General features: G+C 74.4%; 23 protein-coding genes. 12 read left to right on the top strand and 11 right to left on the bottom strand.

Annotated features, from left to right (window positions below; genetic code table 11):
• Nucleotides 1–17 precede the first annotated feature (17 nt).
• From AC1VM9_RS09195 to AC1VM9_RS09175, 5 genes are all read right to left on the bottom strand, one after another.
• Nucleotides 18–1,721 carry a phospholipase C gene (locus AC1VM9_RS09195; protein ID WP_483122393.1) on the bottom strand — a complete coding sequence of 568 codons (1,704 nt, stop codon included), beginning with the start codon at nucleotides 1,719–1,721 and terminating at the stop codon, nucleotides 18–20.
• 167 nt (nucleotides 1,722–1,888) lie between these two features.
• Nucleotides 1,889–2,503, bottom strand: coding sequence for a response regulator transcription factor (locus tag AC1VM9_RS09190; RefSeq protein ID WP_481341493.1), 615 nt, complete (start codon nucleotides 2,501–2,503; stop codon nucleotides 1,889–1,891).
• Entirely contained in the window at nucleotides 2,500–3,594 is a 1,095-nt protein-coding gene (locus AC1VM9_RS09185) for a sensor histidine kinase (protein WP_483122392.1), read from the bottom strand. Before AC1VM9_RS09185 ends, AC1VM9_RS09190 begins: the two co-directional genes overlap by 4 nt.
• Nucleotides 3,591–4,337, bottom strand: coding sequence for an ABC transporter permease (locus tag AC1VM9_RS09180; protein WP_481341491.1), 747 nt, complete (start codon nucleotides 4,335–4,337; stop codon nucleotides 3,591–3,593). Before AC1VM9_RS09180 ends, AC1VM9_RS09185 begins: the two co-directional genes overlap by 4 nt.
• Nucleotides 4,334–5,344 carry an ABC transporter ATP-binding protein gene (locus tag AC1VM9_RS09175; RefSeq protein WP_483122391.1) on the bottom strand — a complete coding sequence of 337 codons (1,011 nt, stop codon included), beginning with the start codon at nucleotides 5,342–5,344 and terminating at the stop codon, nucleotides 4,334–4,336. The genes AC1VM9_RS09180 and AC1VM9_RS09175 overlap by 4 nt, the downstream gene beginning before the upstream one ends.
• A 142-nt stretch (nucleotides 5,345–5,486) precedes the next feature.
• On the opposite strand from AC1VM9_RS09175, the gene AC1VM9_RS09170 reads away from it, so the two are divergent.
• From AC1VM9_RS09170 to AC1VM9_RS09155, 4 genes are read left to right on the top strand one after another with little or no spacing between them, the layout of a single operon-like run.
• Nucleotides 5,487–5,831: a lycopene cyclase domain-containing protein gene (locus AC1VM9_RS09170; RefSeq protein ID WP_483122389.1), complete on the top strand. Its 345-nt coding sequence runs from the start codon at nucleotides 5,487–5,489 to the stop codon at nucleotides 5,829–5,831.
• Nucleotides 5,824–6,162, top strand: coding sequence for a lycopene cyclase domain-containing protein (locus AC1VM9_RS09165; RefSeq protein ID WP_483122388.1), 339 nt, complete (start codon nucleotides 5,824–5,826; stop codon nucleotides 6,160–6,162). The genes AC1VM9_RS09170 and AC1VM9_RS09165 overlap by 8 nt, the downstream gene beginning before the upstream one ends.
• Entirely contained in the window at nucleotides 6,147–6,926 is a 780-nt protein-coding gene (locus AC1VM9_RS09160) for a class I SAM-dependent methyltransferase (RefSeq protein WP_483122387.1), read from the top strand. The genes AC1VM9_RS09165 and AC1VM9_RS09160 overlap by 16 nt, the downstream gene beginning before the upstream one ends.
• A complete protein-coding gene (locus AC1VM9_RS09155; protein WP_483122386.1) occupies nucleotides 6,923–8,557 on the top strand; it encodes an FAD-dependent oxidoreductase in 1,635 nt (544 codons plus the stop codon). The genes AC1VM9_RS09160 and AC1VM9_RS09155 overlap by 4 nt, the downstream gene beginning before the upstream one ends.
• Here AC1VM9_RS09155 and AC1VM9_RS09150 read toward each other — a convergent pair.
• From AC1VM9_RS09150 to idi, 5 genes are read right to left on the bottom strand one after another with little or no spacing between them, the layout of a single operon-like run.
• Nucleotides 8,551–9,579: a Rieske (2Fe-2S) protein gene (locus AC1VM9_RS09150; protein WP_483122385.1), complete on the bottom strand. Its 1,029-nt coding sequence runs from the start codon at nucleotides 9,577–9,579 to the stop codon at nucleotides 8,551–8,553. The two genes, AC1VM9_RS09155 and AC1VM9_RS09150, sit on opposite strands and share 7 nt — an antisense overlap.
• A complete protein-coding gene (locus AC1VM9_RS09145; RefSeq protein ID WP_483122384.1) occupies nucleotides 9,576–10,505 on the bottom strand; it encodes a phytoene/squalene synthase family protein in 930 nt (309 codons plus the stop codon). The genes AC1VM9_RS09150 and AC1VM9_RS09145 overlap by 4 nt, the downstream gene beginning before the upstream one ends.
• Entirely contained in the window at nucleotides 10,502–12,028 is a 1,527-nt protein-coding gene (gene crtI / locus AC1VM9_RS09140; protein WP_483122383.1) for a phytoene desaturase family protein, read from the bottom strand. Before crtI ends, AC1VM9_RS09145 begins: the two co-directional genes overlap by 4 nt.
• The gene (locus AC1VM9_RS09135; RefSeq protein ID WP_483122382.1) at nucleotides 12,025–13,110 is read right to left on the bottom strand and encodes a polyprenyl synthetase family protein; all 1,086 of its coding nucleotides are present in this window, start codon (nucleotides 13,108–13,110) and stop codon (nucleotides 12,025–12,027) included. The genes crtI and AC1VM9_RS09135 overlap by 4 nt, the downstream gene beginning before the upstream one ends.
• 14 nt (nucleotides 13,111–13,124) lie before the next feature.
• On the bottom strand, nucleotides 13,125–13,817 hold the full coding sequence (idi, locus tag AC1VM9_RS09130) for an isopentenyl-diphosphate Delta-isomerase (RefSeq protein ID WP_483122381.1): 693 nt from the start codon (nucleotides 13,815–13,817) through the stop codon (nucleotides 13,125–13,127).
• 103 nt (nucleotides 13,818–13,920) lie between these two features.
• Between idi and AC1VM9_RS09125 the strand changes: the two genes are divergently transcribed.
• Both AC1VM9_RS09125 and AC1VM9_RS09120 read left to right on the top strand, forming a co-directional pair.
• On the top strand, nucleotides 13,921–14,364 hold the full coding sequence (locus tag AC1VM9_RS09125; RefSeq protein ID WP_483122380.1) for an SRPBCC family protein: 444 nt from the start codon (nucleotides 13,921–13,923) through the stop codon (nucleotides 14,362–14,364).
• A 40-nt stretch (nucleotides 14,365–14,404) separates the two neighbouring features.
• Complete coding sequence (locus tag AC1VM9_RS09120; protein ID WP_481341479.1) at nucleotides 14,405–15,097, top strand: MBL fold metallo-hydrolase; 693 nt, start codon at nucleotides 14,405–14,407, stop codon at nucleotides 15,095–15,097.
• Nucleotides 15,098–15,121: 24 nt separating this feature from the next.
• On the opposite strand, the gene AC1VM9_RS09115 is transcribed toward AC1VM9_RS09120, so the two are convergent.
• Nucleotides 15,122–16,138, bottom strand: coding sequence for an LLM class flavin-dependent oxidoreductase (locus tag AC1VM9_RS09115; RefSeq protein WP_481345540.1), 1,017 nt, complete (start codon nucleotides 16,136–16,138; stop codon nucleotides 15,122–15,124).
• A gap of 129 nt (nucleotides 16,139–16,267) precedes the next feature.
• On the opposite strand from AC1VM9_RS09115, the gene AC1VM9_RS09110 reads away from it, so the two are divergent.
• From AC1VM9_RS09110 to AC1VM9_RS09085, 6 genes are all read left to right on the top strand, one after another.
• Nucleotides 16,268–16,741, top strand: coding sequence for a pyridoxamine 5'-phosphate oxidase family protein (locus AC1VM9_RS09110; RefSeq protein WP_483122379.1), 474 nt, complete (start codon nucleotides 16,268–16,270; stop codon nucleotides 16,739–16,741).
• A 268-nt stretch (nucleotides 16,742–17,009) separates the two neighbouring features.
• Nucleotides 17,010–17,252, top strand: coding sequence for a DUF1272 domain-containing protein (locus AC1VM9_RS09105; RefSeq protein ID WP_481341473.1), 243 nt, complete (start codon nucleotides 17,010–17,012; stop codon nucleotides 17,250–17,252).
• Nucleotides 17,253–17,278: 26 nt separating this feature from the next.
• Complete coding sequence (locus tag AC1VM9_RS09100; protein ID WP_483122378.1) at nucleotides 17,279–17,824, top strand: DUF1990 family protein; 546 nt, start codon at nucleotides 17,279–17,281, stop codon at nucleotides 17,822–17,824.
• 45 nt (nucleotides 17,825–17,869) lie between these two features.
• The gene (locus AC1VM9_RS09095) at nucleotides 17,870–18,292 is read left to right on the top strand and encodes a hypothetical protein (RefSeq protein WP_483122377.1); all 423 of its coding nucleotides are present in this window, start codon (nucleotides 17,870–17,872) and stop codon (nucleotides 18,290–18,292) included.
• Nucleotides 18,293–18,334: 42 nt separating this feature from the next.
• The gene (locus AC1VM9_RS09090; protein WP_481345544.1) at nucleotides 18,335–18,988 is read left to right on the top strand and encodes a VWA domain-containing protein; all 654 of its coding nucleotides are present in this window, start codon (nucleotides 18,335–18,337) and stop codon (nucleotides 18,986–18,988) included.
• A gap of 23 nt (nucleotides 18,989–19,011) precedes the next feature.
• Nucleotides 19,012–19,485 (top strand): hypothetical protein, encoded by a 474-nt coding sequence (locus tag AC1VM9_RS09085; RefSeq protein ID WP_483122376.1) that lies wholly within the window; start codon nucleotides 19,012–19,014, stop codon nucleotides 19,483–19,485.
• Nucleotides 19,486–19,492: the final 7 nt, after the last annotated feature.

The raw sequence follows: 19,492 nt of genomic DNA, 5'->3' as shown, positions 1-19,492 counted from the left end.
CCGGCCCCGTCGCGGCGTCAGTCGTGCGAGGAGCCGTGGACCGACTCCACGGACGCGATCGTGCCGTCCGTCGGGTCGAGCAGGACCTTCGGGGCCTTGGCGTTCGGGAAGTGGAACAGGTGCTCGAGCGACCCGGCCCGGGCGTCGGCGGAGTGGTCGCCGATGAGGCCGGTGCTCCAGTTGTCCTCGATGAACCGCAGGATCGAGGCCTGGTCGGTCTGGGTGTGGTCCACGAAGTTGGTCCGCGCGTACGGCGACACGACGAGGAGCGGCTGGCGCGGGCCGGGACCGCACCGGTCCAGGTAGCCGCCCTCGACGGGGACCCCGGCCGCCGCGGCGTCGATGCACCAGGCCGCGTCGTCGGTGCCGTCGGACGCGTTGGTCAGCCGCGCGGCGACGTGGTCGTACCAGCCGTCCGAGTCGTCGTAGGCGAGGATGACCGCGGTGTCCTTCCAGTTCGGGGACTGCTCGATCGCGTTGACCTCCCGGATGACGAAGCGCTGCTCGTCGACCGGGTCGGAGTAGTCCGCGTGCCCGTCCTGGTAGTTCGCGGCCTTGAGGAAGCTGACGGCCGGCAGCCGGTCCGTGCCGACGACCTGGTCGAAGTCGGCGAGGTCGTACTGGTGGTTGGCGCGCCCGTCGTGGCCGATCTCGGCGACCGACGCCGGCGCGAGGTGGTGCGGGTTGGCCGTCGACGCGTAGTACTGGAACGGCTCGTGGTGCGGGTTGTAGTCGGTCGAGCTGAGGCCCGCGGCGTTGGTGTGCGTGGCGAGGCAGGCGGCCGGCGTGCCGGTGGTGGGGTCGTAGGGCGTGGTGGGTCGGAAGCCGCCCTGGAACCAGCCCCAGCTGACGCCCTTGGCGCCGAGCAGGTCACCGACGTTCCGGTTCGAGGCCTGCATGCCGGCGAGCGTGTTCCTCGTCGTGTGGCTGGCGTTCGAGCAGTCGTCGTAGACGGGGTCGGGGTCGTTGATCATCGTGCCGACGCCGTTCGCGTCCGGGAAGCGGACCGTGTAGTCGCTCGAGGTGGGCAGGACCGGCGTGGGGTGGGCCGGGTCGCTCGCAGCCGTGTACTCGCGCACCCCGTGCGTCTGCCCCGACACGAGGTTGATGGCGCCGGGTGAGCTGGGTCCGAAGGTGGTGCTGTACGAGCTGTCGCTCATCGCGTACTTCTGCGCGTAGTTCCACAGGGCCGTCACGGTGTTGCCGTCGTAGTAGTCCATGGTCAGGCCGGGGGACGCGAAGTGTCCCGGCTTGCAGGCGTCACGGCTGACGAACTCGACGAACTTGTCCATGGCTCCGCCGTCGTAGGCGCGCTGCTCGTTCCGGTACGTGTGGTCCTGGTCGCACGTGACCGCCTGGCCCGGGGTGAGGCGCGTGGGCTGGTCGGCGTTCGGGTTGTTCGGCGCGAGCAGGCCGTCGTGCGCGAGCGTGGCGATGTCGCGCGGGGTGTTCGGCGCGGCCGTGAACGCGGGTGCGGGGGTCGAGGTGCCCTGGAGGGTCTCGCCGGGCAGGTTGGCCGCGTGCGGGTAGGTGGCGAAGTAGTGGTCGAAGGAGATGTTCTCCCCGAAGATGACGACGACGTGCTTGATCGGCGTCGTCGTGCCGGGGTGGGAGGACGGGGCCGCGGAGACGGCCGCGGAAGCGGTGCCGAGCGCGAGCGCGGACACCGCGAGGGTGGTCGCCGCGCCGCCGGCGAGGGCCAGTCGGGTGGGTCGGGACATGGAGGGTCTCCTGGTGAGAGGACTGTGCCGGTCACGACCGGTCGGCGAGCCCGGCCGCTCTCCCGACGTTAGCGACGCGCAGTCGCCACCGGGCGGTTTCCGGGCGCCGGTTTCGCGCCGTTCTCCCGGTTCCGGCACCCCGGCCCCGGAGGCTGCCTTTCGGACCCCTAGAGCCAGCCGCGGTCCTGCGCGACGCGGGCGGCCTCGGCGCGCGTCGAGGTGCCGGTCTTGCCGATGGCCGAGGACAGGTGGTTGCGGACCGTGCCGGGCGACAGGTGGACGAGCCCGGCGATCGAGGCGACGGTGCCGCCGCGCAGGGCGACGGTGAGGACCTCGCGCTCGCGTTCCGTCAGCGGGTTGGCGCCGTCGACGAGCGACTCGGTGGCGAGGGACGGGTCGACGACGCGCAGCCCTGCGTGGACGCGTCGCACCGCCTCGGCGAGCTGGCGCGCGGGCGTGTCCTTGACGACGAAGCCGGAGGCCCCGGCCTCGAGGGCACGTCGCAGGTAGCCGGGCCGTCCGAACGTCGTGACGACGAGCGTCCGGACGCCGGGCAGCGCGTCGCGCACCGCGGCCGCCGCGGCGATGCCGTCCCGGCCCGGCATCTCGATGTCGAGGAGGCACACCTGCGCGCCCGACGCGCGTGCGGCGTCGACGACCTCGTCGCCGCGCCCGACCTCGGCGACGACCTCGAGGTCGGTCTCGAGCGCGAGCAGGGCGGCGAGCGCCCCACGGACGAGGGCCTGGTCGTCGGCGAGCAGCACCTTGATCGGGTCGCTCACAGCGTCACCTCCAGCACGGTCCCGTGTCCTTCCGGTCCGGTGGCCAGCGAGAGCCGGCCGCCGGCCGCCCCGACCCTCTCACGGATGCCGCGCAGGCCGTTGCCCTCGGGCCGGTCCTCGAGGCCGCGGCCGTCGTCGCGGACGGTGAGCCGGTTGGTGTCGAGCTCGACCCAGCACTCGTCGGCGTCGCTGTGGCGCACGACGTTGGTCGTGGCCTCCCGCAGGACCCAGGCGAGCACGACGCGGTGGCGCGGGTCGACGACGGCGTGGTCGGCAGGGACGTGGCCCTCGATACCGGCGCCCGCGAGCGCAGCTCTGGCCGAGGCGAGCTCGGCGTCGAGGCGTGCCGCCCGGAGCCCACCGACGGTGGCGCGGATCTCGGCGAGGGCCTGGCGACTCAACGCCTGGATCTCGGCGAGCTCGGCGCGGGCTCGGGCCGGGTCGAGGTCGACAAGCCGCTCGGCGAGCTCGGCCTTGACGGTGACGACGGTGAGCGAGTGGCCGAGGACGTCGTGCACGTCGCGGGCGACGCGCTCGCGCTCCTCGACGAGGGCCAGCTCGCGCGACATCGCCTCGTAGGCACGGCCGCGGTCGCTCATGAGCCGGATGCCGGCCGTCATCGCGCTGACGGCGAACACGATGGCGACGACGACCCAGGCGCCCTCGTCGGGCTCGACGAGCACCGCGACGAGGACCGAGCCCACGACGGCGACGACGGCGATGCCGAGCGACCACAGCAGCGGGAGCGCGAACATCGCGAACGAGACGACGAACGGCACGAAGCTGAGGCTGTCGGTGCCGATGATCGCCAGCGTTCCGAGCGTGCAGACCACGAGCCCGGCCAGGTACAGGGCCCCCACGCCGTACTGCGGCAGGCACGCCTTCCGGAGCACGTCGAGGTGGCGTGAGCCCGTCGCGTAGAGCGCGCCGAAGACCACGGTGAGGACGAGGCCCACGACGCGCTGCCACCACGGCCCGTCCGCGGAGACGATGGCGAAGACGGGGAAGAGGAGGAAGACGAGCCACACCGACTGGACGACCCAGCCCCACCGCTCCCACGGGTTGTGGTCCGGCGAGGGCGAGGTGGTCACTGGCGCTCCCGGCCACGCCGGACGAACCACGTCGCCAGGGCGCCGAGGACCAGCGTCCACACGACGACGTTCGCGATCGGCAGCCACAGCGGGTCGCGCGACCCGTCGGTCAGCCAGCCCTCGGTCAGGGGGTAGCGGGCCAGCGCCGCGTACCCGTAGAGCGGCGTGAGCTTGGCGAAGGCGAGGAGTCCACCCGACAGCGGCACGAACAGGTTGCCGAGGAAGGCGAGCACGACGATCGAGCCCGATGCCGCCCCGACCGACGCCTCGGACTGGAACGCGGTACCCATGAGGAGACCGTAGACGGCGAAGACCGCCGAGCCGACGAGCGTCAGGAGGGCACTCAGCAGCCAGGCCGTGGCGGAGCCGTGGGCGCCGGTGGCGGCCCCGAGGAGGTACGTGAGAGCCACCGGGATCGCCGCCACCGACATCGCAACGAGCGCCTTGCCGGCGATGTAGGAGGAGTCGGCTAGCGGCGTCAGCCCGATCTGGCGCCCCCAGCCCTGGACCCGCTCGACGGCGGCGTTGGCGCTGATGCTCGTCGTGGCGGTGACGGCGCCGTAGGCGGCCATGGTGATCATGACGTACATCGCGACGTTGCCGTTGCCGATGTCGGCGCCCTTGGCGTCGACGGTGGCCCCGAAGATGAGGTAAAAGAAGGCGGGCAGGACCGCCGTGAAGAACATCGAGCTCCAGTTGCGCGTGATGCGCCGGAGGTCGAGCAGGACGAAGGTGGCGTTCATCGGACGAGCTCCTGCAGACGGTCTGTGGGGGTCGTGGTGAGCGGGGCGGTCTCCGGTCCGGTGCCGCCGGTCAGGGTCATGAAGGCCTCTTCGAGCCCGGCACTGGTGATCTCCAGGTCGCCGGCACCGAGCTCCACGAGGAGCACGCGGGCGACGGCGTCGGAGTCGGCCGCCGAGACGACGACCCGGTTGCCGCGCTCGACCACCGAGCGGACGCCCTCGAGGGCGCGCAGCCGCTCGACCGAGGGGGCCAGCATCGACGCCGGCAGCGCCGCGGACACCGTGCGCCCGGTGGCGCGAGCGCGGATCTCGGCGGTCGTGCCGTCGGCGACGACCCGTCCGCCGGCGACGAGGACGATCCGGTCGGCGAAGGCGTCGGCCTCCTCGAGGTAGTGCGTCGCGAAGACGACGGTGCGGCCGGTGTCGGCGTCGGCGTGCATGGTGTCCCAGAAGTCGCGGCGGGCCGTGACGTCCATGCCGGCGGTGGGCTCGTCGAGGACGAGCAGGCGCGGGTCGGGCAGCAGCGCCAGGGCGAAACGCAGCCGCTGCTGCTCGCCGCCGGAGCACTTCGAGACGCGCCGGTCGGCGAGCGCCGTCAGGCCGGCGCGCCCGATGACCTCCTCGACGGGCGCGTGGGCCGCGTACGTCGAGGCGATCATCCGGACCGTCTCGCGGACCGTGAGGTCGCGCAGCAGGCCACCGGTCTGCAGCACCGCCGAGACCTGGCCCGAGACGACGGCCGCGCGGGGACGGCGGCCGAAGACCTCGACGGTGCCGCTCGTCGGCTCGGTGAGGCCCAGGACCATGTCGAGGGTCGTCGTCTTGCCGGCACCGTTCGGGCCGAGGAACGCGACCACCTCGCCCTGTCCGATGCGCAGGTCGAGGCCGTCGACGGCCCGGACCTCGGAGTCGGCGCCTCGGCGTGGGGCGAAGACCTTGACGAGGGAGCGCAGCTCGATGGCTGCGGGGTCCGGGTCATCGCCCGGGGACCACATCGCTGATGTCATGCCATCACTGTCGTGCCCGGCACCCCTCGCGCGCAGCGGCAGTCGTCACGAACCGTCCATGACAGGTGTCACGAGCCTCGTGGACCGATGGGCGCGGCAGGGTCGCTGGGTACGGTGACGGCACGGCGTCGATCGGAGCCCCTTGGACCGCTACCAGTACCTCCTCCTCATGGCCGGCTGCCTCGCGGTGACCCTGCCGCTGGAGTTCGTCCTCCGCGCCCGGGTGTACCGCCGGCCGGGCCTGCTCGTCATGGCCCTCGTGCCGGTCGTCGTCGTCTTCTCGGCATGGGACCTCCTCGGCATCCACCGGGGCCACTGGAGCTACAACGCGGCCTACGTCACCGGCATCGACCTGCCCGGTGGGATGCCGCTCGAGGAGCTCGTCTTCTTCGTCGTCGTGCCGGTCTGCGGGCTGCTGACGTACGAGGCGGTCGGGTGGGTGCTGTCCGTGCTGCGACACCGCGTGGGTCGGGCGCGCGATGCCTGAGTACACCGTCCTCGCCGTCGTCGCGGTGCTCGCGACCGTCGCGCTCGAGCGCTGGTCCGGCACGCGGGTCTTCGCGCGGGCGCAGTTCTGGCTCGCCATGGCGATCGTCTTCGCGTTCCAGGTGCTCGTCGACGGCTGGCTGACCAAGCTGTCCGCGCCCATCGTGCTCTACGCGCCGGGACAGCACCTCGGCCTCCGCTGGCCCTGGGACGTCCCCGTCGAGGACTACCTCTTCGGGTTCGCCCTCGTCGCGGGCACCATCGTGCTGTGGGAACGGGCCAAGCGGTCCCGCGCCCGTGCGGAGGAGGAGGACCCGTGGGTGCAGCAGTGACCCGGCCCGACGTCCCCGAGGCCTTCGACGCCGTCGCGGACCGGTACGACCTCATGGTCGGCCTCAGCCCCGGCTACCACCGCCAGCTGCGCTCGTCCGCCGGGCACCTCGTCCGCGGCGCGCGCGACGGACGCGGCCGGTCCGGATCGTCCCCCGAGGCGGCCGGACCCCTCCGGCTGCTCGACCTCGGGTGCGGGTCGGGGGCCTCGACGCGGGCGGTCGTCGACGCGCTCGGGTCGGCCCCGGCGTCGCTCCTCGGCGTCGACGGGTCCGAGGGGATGCTGGAGGTCGCCCGGGCCAAGAGGTGGCCCTCGTGGGTGCGGTTCGCGCGGGGGCGGGCCGAGGAGCTCGCGTCGCAGCCCGAGCTCACGACGGCGCGTGAGGAGGGCGGCCTCGACGGCGTCCTCGCCGCCTACCTCGTGCGCAACGTGCCCGACCGTGACGCCCTGCTGCGGTCGGTGCGCGACGTGCTGCGGCCCGGCGGGCTCCTCGTCGTGCACGACTACTCCGTGCGCGGCCGGCCCGTGTCGACGCTCGTGTGGACCGCCGTCTGCTGGGCCGTCGTCGTGCCGCTCGGCTGGCTCACCTCGCGGCACACGGCGATCTACCGCTACCTCTGGCGCAGCGTCCTCGACATGGACTCCACGGCACAGCTCGAGGAGCGGCTGCGTCGGGCCGGGTTCGAGGAGGTCGCGACGCACCCCGTCCCCGGCTGGCAGCGCGGCACGGTGCACACCGTCGTCGGCCGGCGACCCCGGCGATGACGGCGCGCGCCCGGCGCGGCCCGGGGCCCCGGAGCACGTGGGGACCGTGGCCCCCCTGGGGGCCCGGGCACCCGTGGCGGCCCGGCCTCGACCGGCGCGCCGAGCTGCACCGTGCGGCCTCGGGCTCCCCGGCGCCGCAAGGCCGCCCGGGGCGGGTCCTCGTCGTCGGTGGCGGGATCGCCGGCCTCGCCGCCGCCACCGGGCTCGCCGAACGCGGGGTCGAGGTCGTGCTCGTCGAGCGCGAGGCGACGCTGGGAGGCCGGGTGCGCTCGTGGCCGGTGGGCACCGGTGCCGGTGACGCGGCCGGCGGCGACACGCTGACGATGAGCCGCGGGTTCCACGCCTTCTTCCGGCAGTACTACAACCTGCGCAGCCTGCTCCGGCGGGCCGACCCGGGGCTCGAGCGGCTCGTGCCCGTGCCCGACTACCCGCTGACCCTCGCCGACGGTCCGACCGACTCGTTCGCCCGGATCCCCCGGACGCCGCCGCTGTCGATCGCCGCCTTCGTGGCGCGCAGCCCGAGCTTCCCCTTGTCGGCCCTGCGACGCGTCGACGTCGGGGCGGCCCTGGGCCTGCTCGACGTCCGGTTCCCGCAGACGTACTCCGAGCTCGACGGACGCAGCGCCGCCGACGTGCTCGACGAGCTGCGCTTCCCGGACGAGGCCCGGCACCTGGCCCTCGAGGTCTTCGCCCGCAGCTTCTTCGCCGACCCGCGGGACTTCTCCGGCGGCGAGCTCGTCGCGATGTTCCACACGTACTTCACCGGCTCGGCCGAGGGCCTGCTCTTCGACGTGCCCGACGACGACTACGACACCGCGCTGTGGGGCCCGCTCGCCGGCTACCTCCGGCGGCTCGGCGTCGACGTGCGTACGGGCACCTCGGTGACGCGGCTCGACGACGATGGCGGCGCCGTCCGGGCCCAGCTCGACGACGGCGCGTCGCTCGTCGCGGACGCCGTCGTGCTCGCTGTCGACCGGACCGCGCTCCAGCGTCTCGTCGCCGGTGCCGCGTGGCTGGGCGACGGTCCCTGGCGTGACGCCGTGTCTCGCCAGCGGTCGGCCCCGGCGTTCGCGGTGTGGCGTCGCTGGCTGGATCGACCTGCGGCAGAAAGCAGTCCGCTGTTCCTCGGCACGAGCGGCTACGGCCCCCTCGACAACGTCACGTTCGTCGACCGCATGGAGGCCGGCGCGTCCGCGTGGGCGCGCCGGACCGGAGGGTGCGTCGTCGAGTTGCACGCCTACGCCTTGCCGCCCGGCACGCAGGAGGGCGACCTGCGCGCCGAGCTGGGACGCCAGCTGGACCGGCTGCACCCCGAGCTGTCGGGCGCGGCGGCGCTGCACGAGGAGTGGCTGCTGGCCGACGACTGCCCGCTGGCGGGGACCGACCCGTGGGCGTCCCGTCCCGGCGTCCTGACCCCCGACCCCAGGGTCGTGCTCGCGGGTGACGGCGTCCGTTGCGACCTGCCCGTCGCCCTCATGGAACGCGCGGCGACGACGGGCTGGCTCGCCGCCAACGCCCTGCTCGCGGCGCGCGGACTGCCCGGGCACGACCTCTGGTCGGTGCCGACGCGGGGGCTGGGACAGCCCGTCGTCCACCGGCTCCGCCGCGCCCTCGCGGCGAGGCGTCAGTAGCCGTAGGTCTCCCCGCGGTCGCGCAGCAGCCACCGGCGCTCGGCGTAGGCCATGTCGTCGACCCACAGCCGGCGGGCCGTCGCGGCGACCGCCGGCCGCAGCAGGGCGGCCGCACGCCGGGCCACGGCGAACCCCGGCCGGTCCGAGTGCGCGATCGTCGCCTCGGTCATGACGGTCGTCGGCACGCCCGAACGGTCACGTCCGACGAGGGTTGCATGGGTCTCGACGACGCTGCCCGCGCCCTCTCCCTCCACGATCGTCATGACGATGGACCGGGCGTCGGGACAGGTGAACTCGGCGCGCACGGGGACCGCATGCCGGCGCGTCACGCGGAAGGCGACGTCGACGACGAGGCGGTCGTCGCCGGACGCGTCGTCGTCGACGGTGAGGTGGCTGAAGGCGTACGGGTGGTACCACGTGCCGTGCCAGGGGTCGAGGCGGTTGGCGACGACGTCGGCCGGCTCGCACGTGCCGCGCACCGCGACGACGGTCGCGAACGACCGCGCCGCCGGAGGGCGCACGGGCAGGGCCGGGGCGTCGGTGGCCTCCTCGCCCTCGGTCGGCAGCCGGACCCACAGCAGCACGCCGTCGTCGAGCGCGGGCAGGGTGAGCCAGTCCCGGCGCACCCCGGGACCGAGCGCGAGCCCGTGCCACCGGCAGTACACGCGGTCGTGCATGACCTCGCAGTCGTCGAGCAGGGCACCGAGGTGCGGACAGGCACCCGGCCCGGCGAGCAGCGTCCCGTCGGCGGACCGCCACAGCACGACCTCGCGGCCCGCGACGGTCCGGGTCAGCGACCGCGTCGACCCGACGTCGGCCGACGCGCCGACGACGTGCCACCCCCCGGGGTCGCGGCCCTGGGCGTCGAGGAGGGAGCGGTGGATCCGCGACGGGCGCGCCTGGCGCCACGTGCCGGCGAGGAGGTCGCGCGGCTCCTCCGGGAGCACGCGCAGAGGGTTGACGGGTCGACGCGGCGAGGGCCGGGTGGCGTCGGGGCTGGTGCGCAGGGTGCGGAACGTCATGGGGTGACCGCCGATCGCCGGGTCGGGCCGAGGGTGGGGCCGAGGGTCGGCCCGAGGACGAGGATGCGCGTCGACAGGGCTGCCTTGTGCCACGTGGGCACGCGTGCGCGGCCCGTGAAGACGTCGTAGTCGCGGGCCTCGATCCGGTCGAGGATGCGCGCGTAGAGGGTGCGGGCCGCCGCGACGCACCGTGCCGAGGACGGCGGCAGCATCGGGATGCCGGCGTCGGCCAGCCGGTAGAGCTCGCGGTTGCGGGCGATCTCGAAGCGCATCAGCTCGCGCCACGACGGTGACACGGCGCGCTCGTGCGGGTCGGCGCCGAAGCGACGCAGGTCCTCCCGAGGCACGTAGACGCGGCCGCGGTCGAGGTCCTCGCCGACGTCGCGCAGGAAGTTCGTCAGCTGGAAGGCCAGCCCGAGGGACCGGGCGGGGGCCAGCGCCGCCACGTCGCGCGGCCGCAGCACGGGCAGCATCATCTCGCCGATAACGGCGGCCGAGCCGTCCATGTAGGCGAGCAGGTCCTCCCACGTCTCGTACGTCGACCGGGTGAGGTCCTGGGCCATGGCGGCGAAGAAGCGCTCGAAGCACTCGTCCGCGATGCGGCAGACGCGGACGCTGTGCCGGATCGCGGCGAGGACGGGGTCGTCCGTCGGCTCGCCGCGCACGACCGCGCGGAACCGGTCGGCGAACTCGGCCAGCCGGGTCGTCGTGGCGGCGACCCGGTCGCCGTCGGTGGCGCCCGGGTCGTCGACGATGTCGTCGGCGAGCCGGCACAGGGTGTACACGGCATGGACGTGACGACGCCGTTCGGGCGGGAGCAGCAGCGTGCCCCAGTAGTAGGTCGTGCCGTGCTCCCGGGTGACGCGGGCGCACCGGCGGTAGCCCTCGACGAGCACCGCGTCGGCGGGACGCGACGCCGCAGTCATCGCGCTGCCCCGGCCCGGCTGGCTCGCCGGGGGCGGCCGCCCGGTGCGCCGGCGCGCGGCGGCAGGTACGCGTCGACCCGCTGCGCCGCGAGCTTGCCGCTGACGAGCACCATCGGAACGCCGACGCCCGGAACCGTCCCCGACCCGGCGAACACGAGGCCCGGCACGCGTCGTTCGACGTTCGAGGGCCGGAACGGCCCGGTCTGCATGAAGGTGTGGGCCAGGGCGAACGGCGTGCCGAGGTGCATCCCGAGGCGCTGCCAGTCCAGCGGCGTGACCAGCTCCTCCGTGACGACGTCGCTCGGGTACCCGGCCGACTCGAGGAAGCGCAGCAGGCGCTCACGCGCCGGGCCCCGCTCGCGCCGCCAGTCGATCGGCGCCGACAGGTTCGGCACCGGCTCGAGGACGTAGAGCACCGAGTCGCCTTCGGGTGCCAGGCCCGGCTCGGTGACGGTCGGGACGGTGACGAGGCGCGAGGGGTCCGGCATGAGCCGACCGTCGTCGACCAGGGCCCGGAACGCACCGTCCCAGTCGGCCCCGAAGTGGATGTTGTGGTGCCCGACGCCCGGGCCGGGTTGCCCGAGCGCCCCCACGTGCCAGACGACGGCGGACGGCGAGTACGTCCCCGTCCGGGTGACCCGCGGGGCCCGCAGCTCAGGGAGCAGCCGCTCGTACGCCATGGGCAGGTCGAGGGTGCAGACGACGGCGTCGGCGGTGATGCGCTCGCCGGACTCGAGCTCGACGCCCGCCACCGCGCCACGGCGGTCGAGGACGAGCCGTGACACGGCGGCGCCGAACCGCAGGTCCGCCCCCGCGCGCGACGCCGCGTCCGCCAGTGCTGCCGGCACCGCGTCCATGCCGCCCCGGGGCCAGTACACGCCCTCGACGGTGTCCATGTACGTGATCACCGCGTAGAGGGCGAGGGCGCTCTCCGGCGACAGCCCGGCGTACAGGGCCTGGAAGGAGAAGAGCCGGTGCAGCCGCTCGTCGCGGAACCGTTCGCGCACGACCGGTCCGAGGCGGCGGAAGGCCCCGAGCCGGACGAGCTCGAGCGCGGCGCGGGGCGAGGCGAGCAGGTCGAGCGGCGAGTCGAAGTTGGCGTCGATGAAGTGCGGCATCTCGACGCGGTAGAGCCGCCGCAGCCACGCGACGAAGTCGACGAAGGCCGCCGCGTCACGCGGCCCGCACATGGCGGCGATCTCGTCGCGCATCGCCTCGACGCCGTGGCGCACGAGGATCCGGCTGCCGTCGGCGAAGCACGCACGGTAGGCGGGGTCGAGGCGACGCATCGGCAGGGCGTCCTCGAGCGAGCTGCCGGCGGCCGCGAGCGCGTCGCCGACGAGGCCCGGCATCGTCAGCACGGTCGGTCCCGTGTCGAACGTGAACGCGTCGCGCACGAGCCGGAGCCCGCGTCCGCCCGGGGCGTCGTGGCGCTCGACGACGGTGACCTCGTGGCCCCGCCCGAGGAGGTGGCAGGCGGCGGACAGCCCCGAGAGCCCGGCGCCGATGACGACGACGCTCACGAGTCCCTCCAGGCGATCGACGCTGCGACCTCGCGCAGCCCGGCCGCCGCGTCCGCGTCCAGCGACGCGTCGTCGAGGGCGGCGTACGCCTGCTCCACCTCGGCACGGATGCGGTCCTCGACGCGGGCCTGCACGCCCGCCTCGCGCATCAGCTGCTGGACGACGGGCACGTCGTCGGGGGTGATGGAGCCCGCGTCGCCGAGGTAACGGGAGACGACGTCGGCGGGCAGGAGCTGCGTCGCCTCGGCGAGCAGGACGGTCGGCTTGGCCGACAGGAGGTCGTCCCCGACGGGTTTGCCCGTGCGGCGGGGGTCACCCCAGACGCCGAGGACATCGTCGCGCAGGGCGAACGCCTCGCCGAGGTGGGCCCCGAAGGTCGACAGCGCGGCGACGGCCTCGGGCCTCGCCCCGGCGGCGAGCGCGCCGAGATCGAGCGGCCGCTGCACCGTGTAGGCCCCCGACTTGAGCCGGGCCACGAGCCGGGCGCGTCCGAGGTCGCGGCTGCGCCCCGCAGCACCGGTGACGTCGAGCAGCTGGCCCTGCACGAGCTCGCGCAGCATGTCGGCCCAGGCGTGCCGGACCCGGGCACCGACGCCCGCGACGAGCGCCCAGGCCTCGCTCAGGGCCAGGTCGCCGAAGAGGATGGCGACGCTGTCGCCGAAGAGGACGGGGTCGCCGAGCGCGCCGGCGCCGGCATGGGCCTTGGCCGCCTCGACGTGCACGGCGACCCGGCCCCGGCGGGTGTCCGACCGGTCCATGACGTCGTCGTGGACGAGCGCGAAGAGGTGGACGAGCTCGAGCGCGGCGCAGGTGGCGACGAGGTCGTGGCGGGTCGCCGTCGAGCCGCCCGCGGCCGTCCACCCCCAGTGGCACAGCACCGGGCGCAGGCGCTTGCCGCCCGGCGGGGACAACCACGCGAGCAGCACCTCCGGCAGGTCCTCGTGCAGGACCGGCACGGCCTCCGGCGACCGACCGCGCCACTGCTCGGACAGCCGAGCACAGACGTCCGCGAGGAGCGCGTCGGCGGCAGCGAGGGTGCGGGCGACGTCGGCTGGCGCGACGTCGGTGCGGGTCGGCGACACCCTCCCACCCTCGGTCACGGGAGGGCCCCGGGCAAGGGGGCTGTCGAGGGTTGCCGGCCGCTCGAGGTCGACGCGTCCGGAGCCGTCACGCCGCTGGTCCGGGCCGGGACGTGCGGGGGCCGCAACGCCGGCGGAAGCCGGCGGGCGTCACCGCGCCACGACGCCGGCTTGCCGAGGTCGGCGAGTCGTGCGACCTGCTCGACGCACCACGGCGACACCGTGCGTCGGCCCGCGACGACCTCGTCCGCGAACTCCCGCCACGGCACCCACTCCCACTCCTCGACCTCGCCGGCCAGGGGAACGAGGGGCACGTCGGCCTCGACCCGGACCGTCGTCACCGGGCACAGCTCGAGCTCGACGACGCCGCCCGTCTCCGCGCGGTACCGGAAGTCGGGCAGGACGACCGTCACGGGACCGGCCTCGAGGCCCAGCTCGTGGGACGCCCGCCGTCGCACCGCCGCGGCGAGCGGCTCAGCGGGCAGTGGGTGGCCGCAGAACGAGTTGGTCCACACCCCGGGGAAGGTCTGCTTCGACGTGGCCCGGCGCGTGACGAGGAGGCGGTCGTCCGCGTCGAGGACGTAGCAGGAGAACCCGAGGTGCAGCGGGGTGTCGGCGTGGTGCACGTCGCGTTTCGGCGCCGACCCGACCGGTTCACCTCGCTCGTCGAGCAGGACGACGCACTCCAACCCCACAGCACGTCCTCCCATCGGATCACGACAGGCCTTCAGTACCCGCGGGGGCCTGCCGGGTCACATCCTGCCTGCGGCGCAACCTCGGGCGGTCCGCTCCGTCGTGGGCCACACTGGCGGCATGGCCCGGTTCGAGGTGACCATCGACTCGCCACTGCCCGCCCCCGAGGCCTGGCGACGCGTCCTCGACCTGCGGACGCACGGTGCCGTCATCCCCCTGACGACCGTCTCCGGCGAGGTGCTGGAGCCGACCCGGCTGAGGGCGGGTGCGCGCTTCGTGGCCCGCACCGGGCTCGGTCCGATCGGGTTCGACGACCCCATGGTCATCGAGAGCTACGCGCCGCCCACTGCGCACGACCCCGGCATCGCGCGCATCCGCAAGGAGGGCAACGTCGTCACCGGACGGATCACGCTGCGCGTCACCCCGAGCGCCACGGGCAGCGTCGTCGGCTGGCGGCAGCGGATCCGCGTTCGGGGTGTGCCGGACGTGTTCGGGCCGGTCGTCGCGCGGTTGGCCGAGGCGGCGTACCGGCGGGCCCTCGAGGAGCTGCTGCGCCGCTCCTGACGAGCGGCGCTCGAGGACATCTCCTCCTAGGGTGGGGGCCATGCGCGTGGACGACGTCGTGCGGGTCGGGCTCGGCACCTTCGTGCGTCCACCGGAGGAGACGGGAACGGGCAGCCCGCGGGTCGAGGCCGTGTACGGCTACCTCGCCCGGACGCCGGCGGGGCTGCTGCTCCTCGACACCGGGCTCGGCGCGGCGGACGCCGAGACCGACGCGTGGTACCGGCCGCGCCGCGTGCACGTGGCCGACGCGCTCGCCACGGTCGGCGTCCGGGTCGACGACGTCGCCATCGTCGTCAACTGCCACCTGCACTTCGACCACGTCGGCGGCAACCCGATGTTCGCGGGCCGACCGATCCACTGTCAGCGACGCGAGCTCGAGACGGCCCGCGCCGGCGACTACACCGTCGATGCCCTCGTCGACTTCGAGGGCGCCCGCTACGAGCTGCTCGACGGCGAGGCCGAGATCGCTCCCGGCGTGCACGTCGTGCCGACGCCGGGGCACGTCGACGGGCACCAGTCGGTCCTCCTGCGCTGCGACGACGGCACCGTGGTCCTCGCCGGTCAGGCCCACGACACGGCCTCGGCCTGGTCGGCCGACGCGCTCGCCGCGCAGGCCGCCACGCTCGGGCACGAACCCCCTCTGCCGGAGCCGAGCCCGTGGATGGCGCGCATCCTCGAGCTCGACCCGCGGCGCGTCGTCTTCGCCCACGACGCCGCTGTCTGGGAGCCCTGACGAGGAGCTCGACGCGGATCTACCTCAGCGCCAACCGAGTCCGGGCGCCACGTGCGTCAGCACGCTTTCGATGACGTGTGCGTTGTAGTCGACGCCGAGCTGGTTCGGCACGGTCAGCAGCAACGTGTCGGCTGCCGCGATCGCCTCGTCCTCGGCGAGGTCGCGGACGAGCTGCTCCGGCTCGCCGGCGTACGTCTTGCCGAACCGTGCCGTGCCGCCGTCGATGACCCCGACCTGGTCGCGGCTGGCCGACTCGCGGCCGAAGTAGGCACGGTCCAGGTCGCTGACGATGGGGAACACGCTGCGGCTCACCGAGACCCGCGGCTCGCGCTCGTGACCGGCCGCCTTCCACGCGTCGCGGAAGCGCTGGATCTGCTCGGCCTGCAGCTGGTGGAACGGCACCCCGGTGTCCTCGGTGAGCAGCGTCGAGCTCATGAGGTTCATGCCCTGCTGGGCGGTCCACTCGGCCGTGGCCCGGCTGCCGGCACCCCACCAGATGCGCTCGCGCAGCCCCTCGGAGTGTGGCTCGACGCGCAGCAGGCCCGGCGGGTTGGGGAACATCGGACGCGGGTTCGGCTCGGCGAAACCCTTGCCGGACAGGACGTCGAGGAAGATCTCGGTGTGCCGGCGCGCCATCGCGGCGTGGTCGCCGCCCTCGGGCTCGTGGCCGAAGTAGCGGAACCCGTCGACCACCTGCTCGGGTGAGCCGCGGCTGATGCCGAGCTGGAGCCGGCCGCCGGCGATGAGGTCGGCCGCGCCGGCGTCCTCGGCCATGTAGAGCGGGTTCTCGTAGCGCATGTCGATGACGCCCGTGCCGATCTCGATGCGGCTCGTGCGGGCACCGACCGCCGCGAGGAGCGGGAACGGCGAGGCGAGCTGGCGGGCGAAGTGGTGGACCCGGAAGTAGGCGCCGTCGGCGCCGAGCTCCTCGGCGGCCACCGCGAGGTCGATCGACTGGAGCAGCGCGTCGGACGCCGACCGCGTCTGCGAGTGCGGCGTCGGGCTCCAGTGGCCGAAGGACAGAAAGCCGATCTTCTTCACGTGCCGTCCAACGCGTGGGAGGCGCAAAGCCTTCCACGCCGCCCGGACCGTCTCGGCGTCGGCGCGTCAGGCTGCGCTTCCGGGTCCGGGGAGCACGTCGACGTCGCGGGCGTGCATCGCCTCCCCGCAGTGCGCGCAGCGCAGGTCGACGCTGCTGACCTCGCCGCACGCGTGGTGCCGGTAGAGGACCGGGGGGCCCGCTGTCCCGGCGAGCCACCGGTCCCCCCAGCCCACCATGACCATGAGCAGGTCGACGAGCTCCACGCCCCTGTCGGTGAGGACGGCTACATCACCGGGCGCGACCCGGAACCGGTCTTCGTCGGCGCGCAGGGCGACGCGGTCGTCGTCTTCACCGGGCCGGACTCGCGCAAGGCCCGCAACCTGCGCCGCGACGCCCGGGTCGCGCTGTCCGTGGCACCGGCGGACGACGCATTCACCCCGGTCGCCATCCGGGGCCGGGTCGTCGAGTGGCTCGAGGGTGACGAGGCGTGGACGATCATCGACCGCCTCGCCGTCGCCTACACGGGCCAGCCGTACGATCGGCGCCTGCGCCGCGTCGTCGCGCTCATCGAGGTCGAGCGCCAGACCGTCAGCGTCCACTGACCGGGGGGGTTCGAGGCCCCTTCGCTACGTCACTGCTCACTCAGGGTGAGCAGTGACGTAGCGAGGGAGGGACCACCGCCGCCCCGGTGGCCCGGTGGCCCGGCGGCCCGGTCGCCCTGAGGCCCGGTCGCCCGGCGGCCCGGTCGCCCGGCGGCCCGGCGGCCCGGCGGCCCGGTCGCCCTGAGGCCCGGTCGCCCGGCGGCCCGGTCGCCCTGGCGCCCGGTGGCCCGACGCCAGCGGCGCCGGTCCTCGCTGCGAGACTGCCGACATGCTGGAGCTGCGACCGAACTGCGAGTGCTGCGACGTCGACCTGCCACCCGAGTCGACCGAGGCGATGATCTGCACCTACGAGTGCACCTGGTGCGCGCGGTGCGTCGACGCCTGCCTGGGTGGGACGTGTCCGAACTGCGGCGGTGACCTCCAGCCCCGACCGCACCGCCCCTCAGCCGGGCTCGAGACGCATCCGGCGTCGACCCGCCGCGTCGTCCAGCCCGGGCTGCACCGCGGCTGACCGCAACCCGCGGGGGAGGATGGGGCATGGCCGTCCGGTCGCTGTCCGAGGAGCGCGCAGCCGCCCTGCGGGCTGCCGACCTCACCTACCCGCGAGACGTGGTCGTCGCCGACCGGCCTCCACCGGGCTACCACGCCCTCGAGGTCTCGCGGTGCCTGCGGCGTCGGGACTTCGACGCCGCGGTCACGGACCTCATGGGATGGCGGGTTCACGACCGGGCCGGCCTGCGCGTGCGGGCGTCGGAGCCGTTCGCGCAGCTCGACTCCGTCGTCGAGCTGCGCCTGGGAGCGGGTTGGCTCGGCATCCGGATCCCCTGCCGGGTCGTCGAGGTCTTCGACGAACCCGGGAAGCGCGGTTTCGCGTACGGCACGCTGCCCGGGCACCCCGAGAGGGGCGAGGAGCGGTTCGTCCTCGAACGGCACGCCGATGGCAGCCTCCGGTTCACCGTCTCCGCGGTCTCCCGGCCCGGCTCCTCCGCGGCGAGACTGGGCGGCCCCGTGGCGCGGGCGGGTCAACGGTGGATGGCGCGGCGCTACGTCGCGGCCCTCGACCACATGGGGCCGGACGACTAGCCCCACCTCTTGCGGTGCCGCAGTAACTGCGCCTACCGTGGGTGGATGAGCGACGACCGGCGCCCACCCCTGCCGATGGAGACGGAGCAGGCCCTGCGCACGACCATCGAGGCCGCGCGCGAGGCGCTCGACCGCACCGACGCGTCCCGACCGCTCGAGGCCCTGCCCCTGCTGCGGGCCGCGCAGGAGCACCTGACCGCCGCCGTCGACGAGGCGATGGCCGCGGTGCTCGTCGCCGAGGGCGGCACCATCCGGACGGCCGGCGCACTCGCCGGCCTGTCCGAGAACGCCGTGGGCCCCCGCCTGGCCCGCACGCACCTGCTCGGCGCGTACGGGTCCGCGGCCGGACGCGTCACCGCCGCCGGCGTCGAGCGCGCCCGCTACGACCTCGAGGAGGGACGCCATCGTCCCGCCCCCGACGCGTCCGCCGGCCCCCTGCGGTTCCGCGCCCGCCGCAGCACCGACTGAGGGGACCACCCGACCACCCGACATCGAGCCGAGGAGCCCGCCATGACGAACCCGACCCTCACGCACCTCTACTTCCTGCTCGACCGCAGCGGGTCGATGCAGTCGATCAAGGACGACACCGAGGGCGGATTCGACGCGTTCATCGCCGAGCAGCGCGCCCAGCCGGGCGAGTGCCGGGTCACCCTGGCGCAGTTCGACGACCGGTACGAGGAGGTCTACCGCGACGTGCCGGTGGCCGACGTGCCGTCGCTGCGGCTCCAGCCGCGCGGCTCGACGGCGCTGCTCGACTCCATCGGGCGGCTGCTGGGCGAGGCCGGCGAGCGGCTCGCGGCGCTCCCGGACGACCAGCGTCCCGGCGTCGTCATCGTCGGGATCATGACCGACGGGCACGAGAACTCCTCGCGCGAGCTGACCCACGCCCAGGTCAAGGCCCTCATCGAGCGGCAGACGTCCGAGTACTCGTGGCAGTTCCTCTACATGGGCGCGGACCAGGACGCCATCGAGGTCGGCTCGAGCATCGGCGTGGCGGCCACCCACTCGATGACCTACGGCCGCGGGCGGGTGGCCGCCGCGATGGCCGCGACCTCGCGCAACATCGGGCTGACCCGGTCGGCCGTCGCGGCGGGCGCCTCGGCCAAGGAGGCGGGTCTCCACCTGGCCTTCGACGAGGAGCAGCGTCGCGCCGCCACCGAGTGAGCCGCCGGAGGTACGTTGAGCGCATGAGCGACGCCGGCGACCGGCCCGACCGCACCACGGCCGTGTGGGACGAGCAGTTCACCGTGCCGGTGCCCGCCGGACCGGCGGCCCCACCCGCGCCGCCCAACCCGTACGCCGGCCGCCCGGCCTGGCCGGCGGACCCGGCGCGTCCTGCAGCCCGCACGGCAGGCCCGACCGCCGACCCGCTCCTCGGGCAGCTCGGCGTGGCCCTGTTCTGGATCGCGGTCGGCTGGTGGGTGTTCGTCATGCTCCGGGTGCTCGGGCAGTTCACCCGGCACGGCATGACCGACACGATCCTCATCCGCACCATCGACGACGGCCCGGAGGAGACCGTCGTGGCCGCCGTCCTGTCCGTGCTCGCTGCTGTCCTGCTGCTGCTCGGTCGAGGCCGTGGTGGGCGCACGCCGCTCGGCTGGTCCTCGCTCGGGCTGGCGGTGGCCACGGTGTCGGTCGCGGTCTGGCGACTCGTCCCCTGACCGTCCG

The sequence above is a fragment of the Monashia sp. HAY1-11D genome (assembly GCF_056868035.1).
Note: the sequence above shows the minus strand (reverse complement) of the source record. Positions and strands in the feature narration are given on the sequence as shown.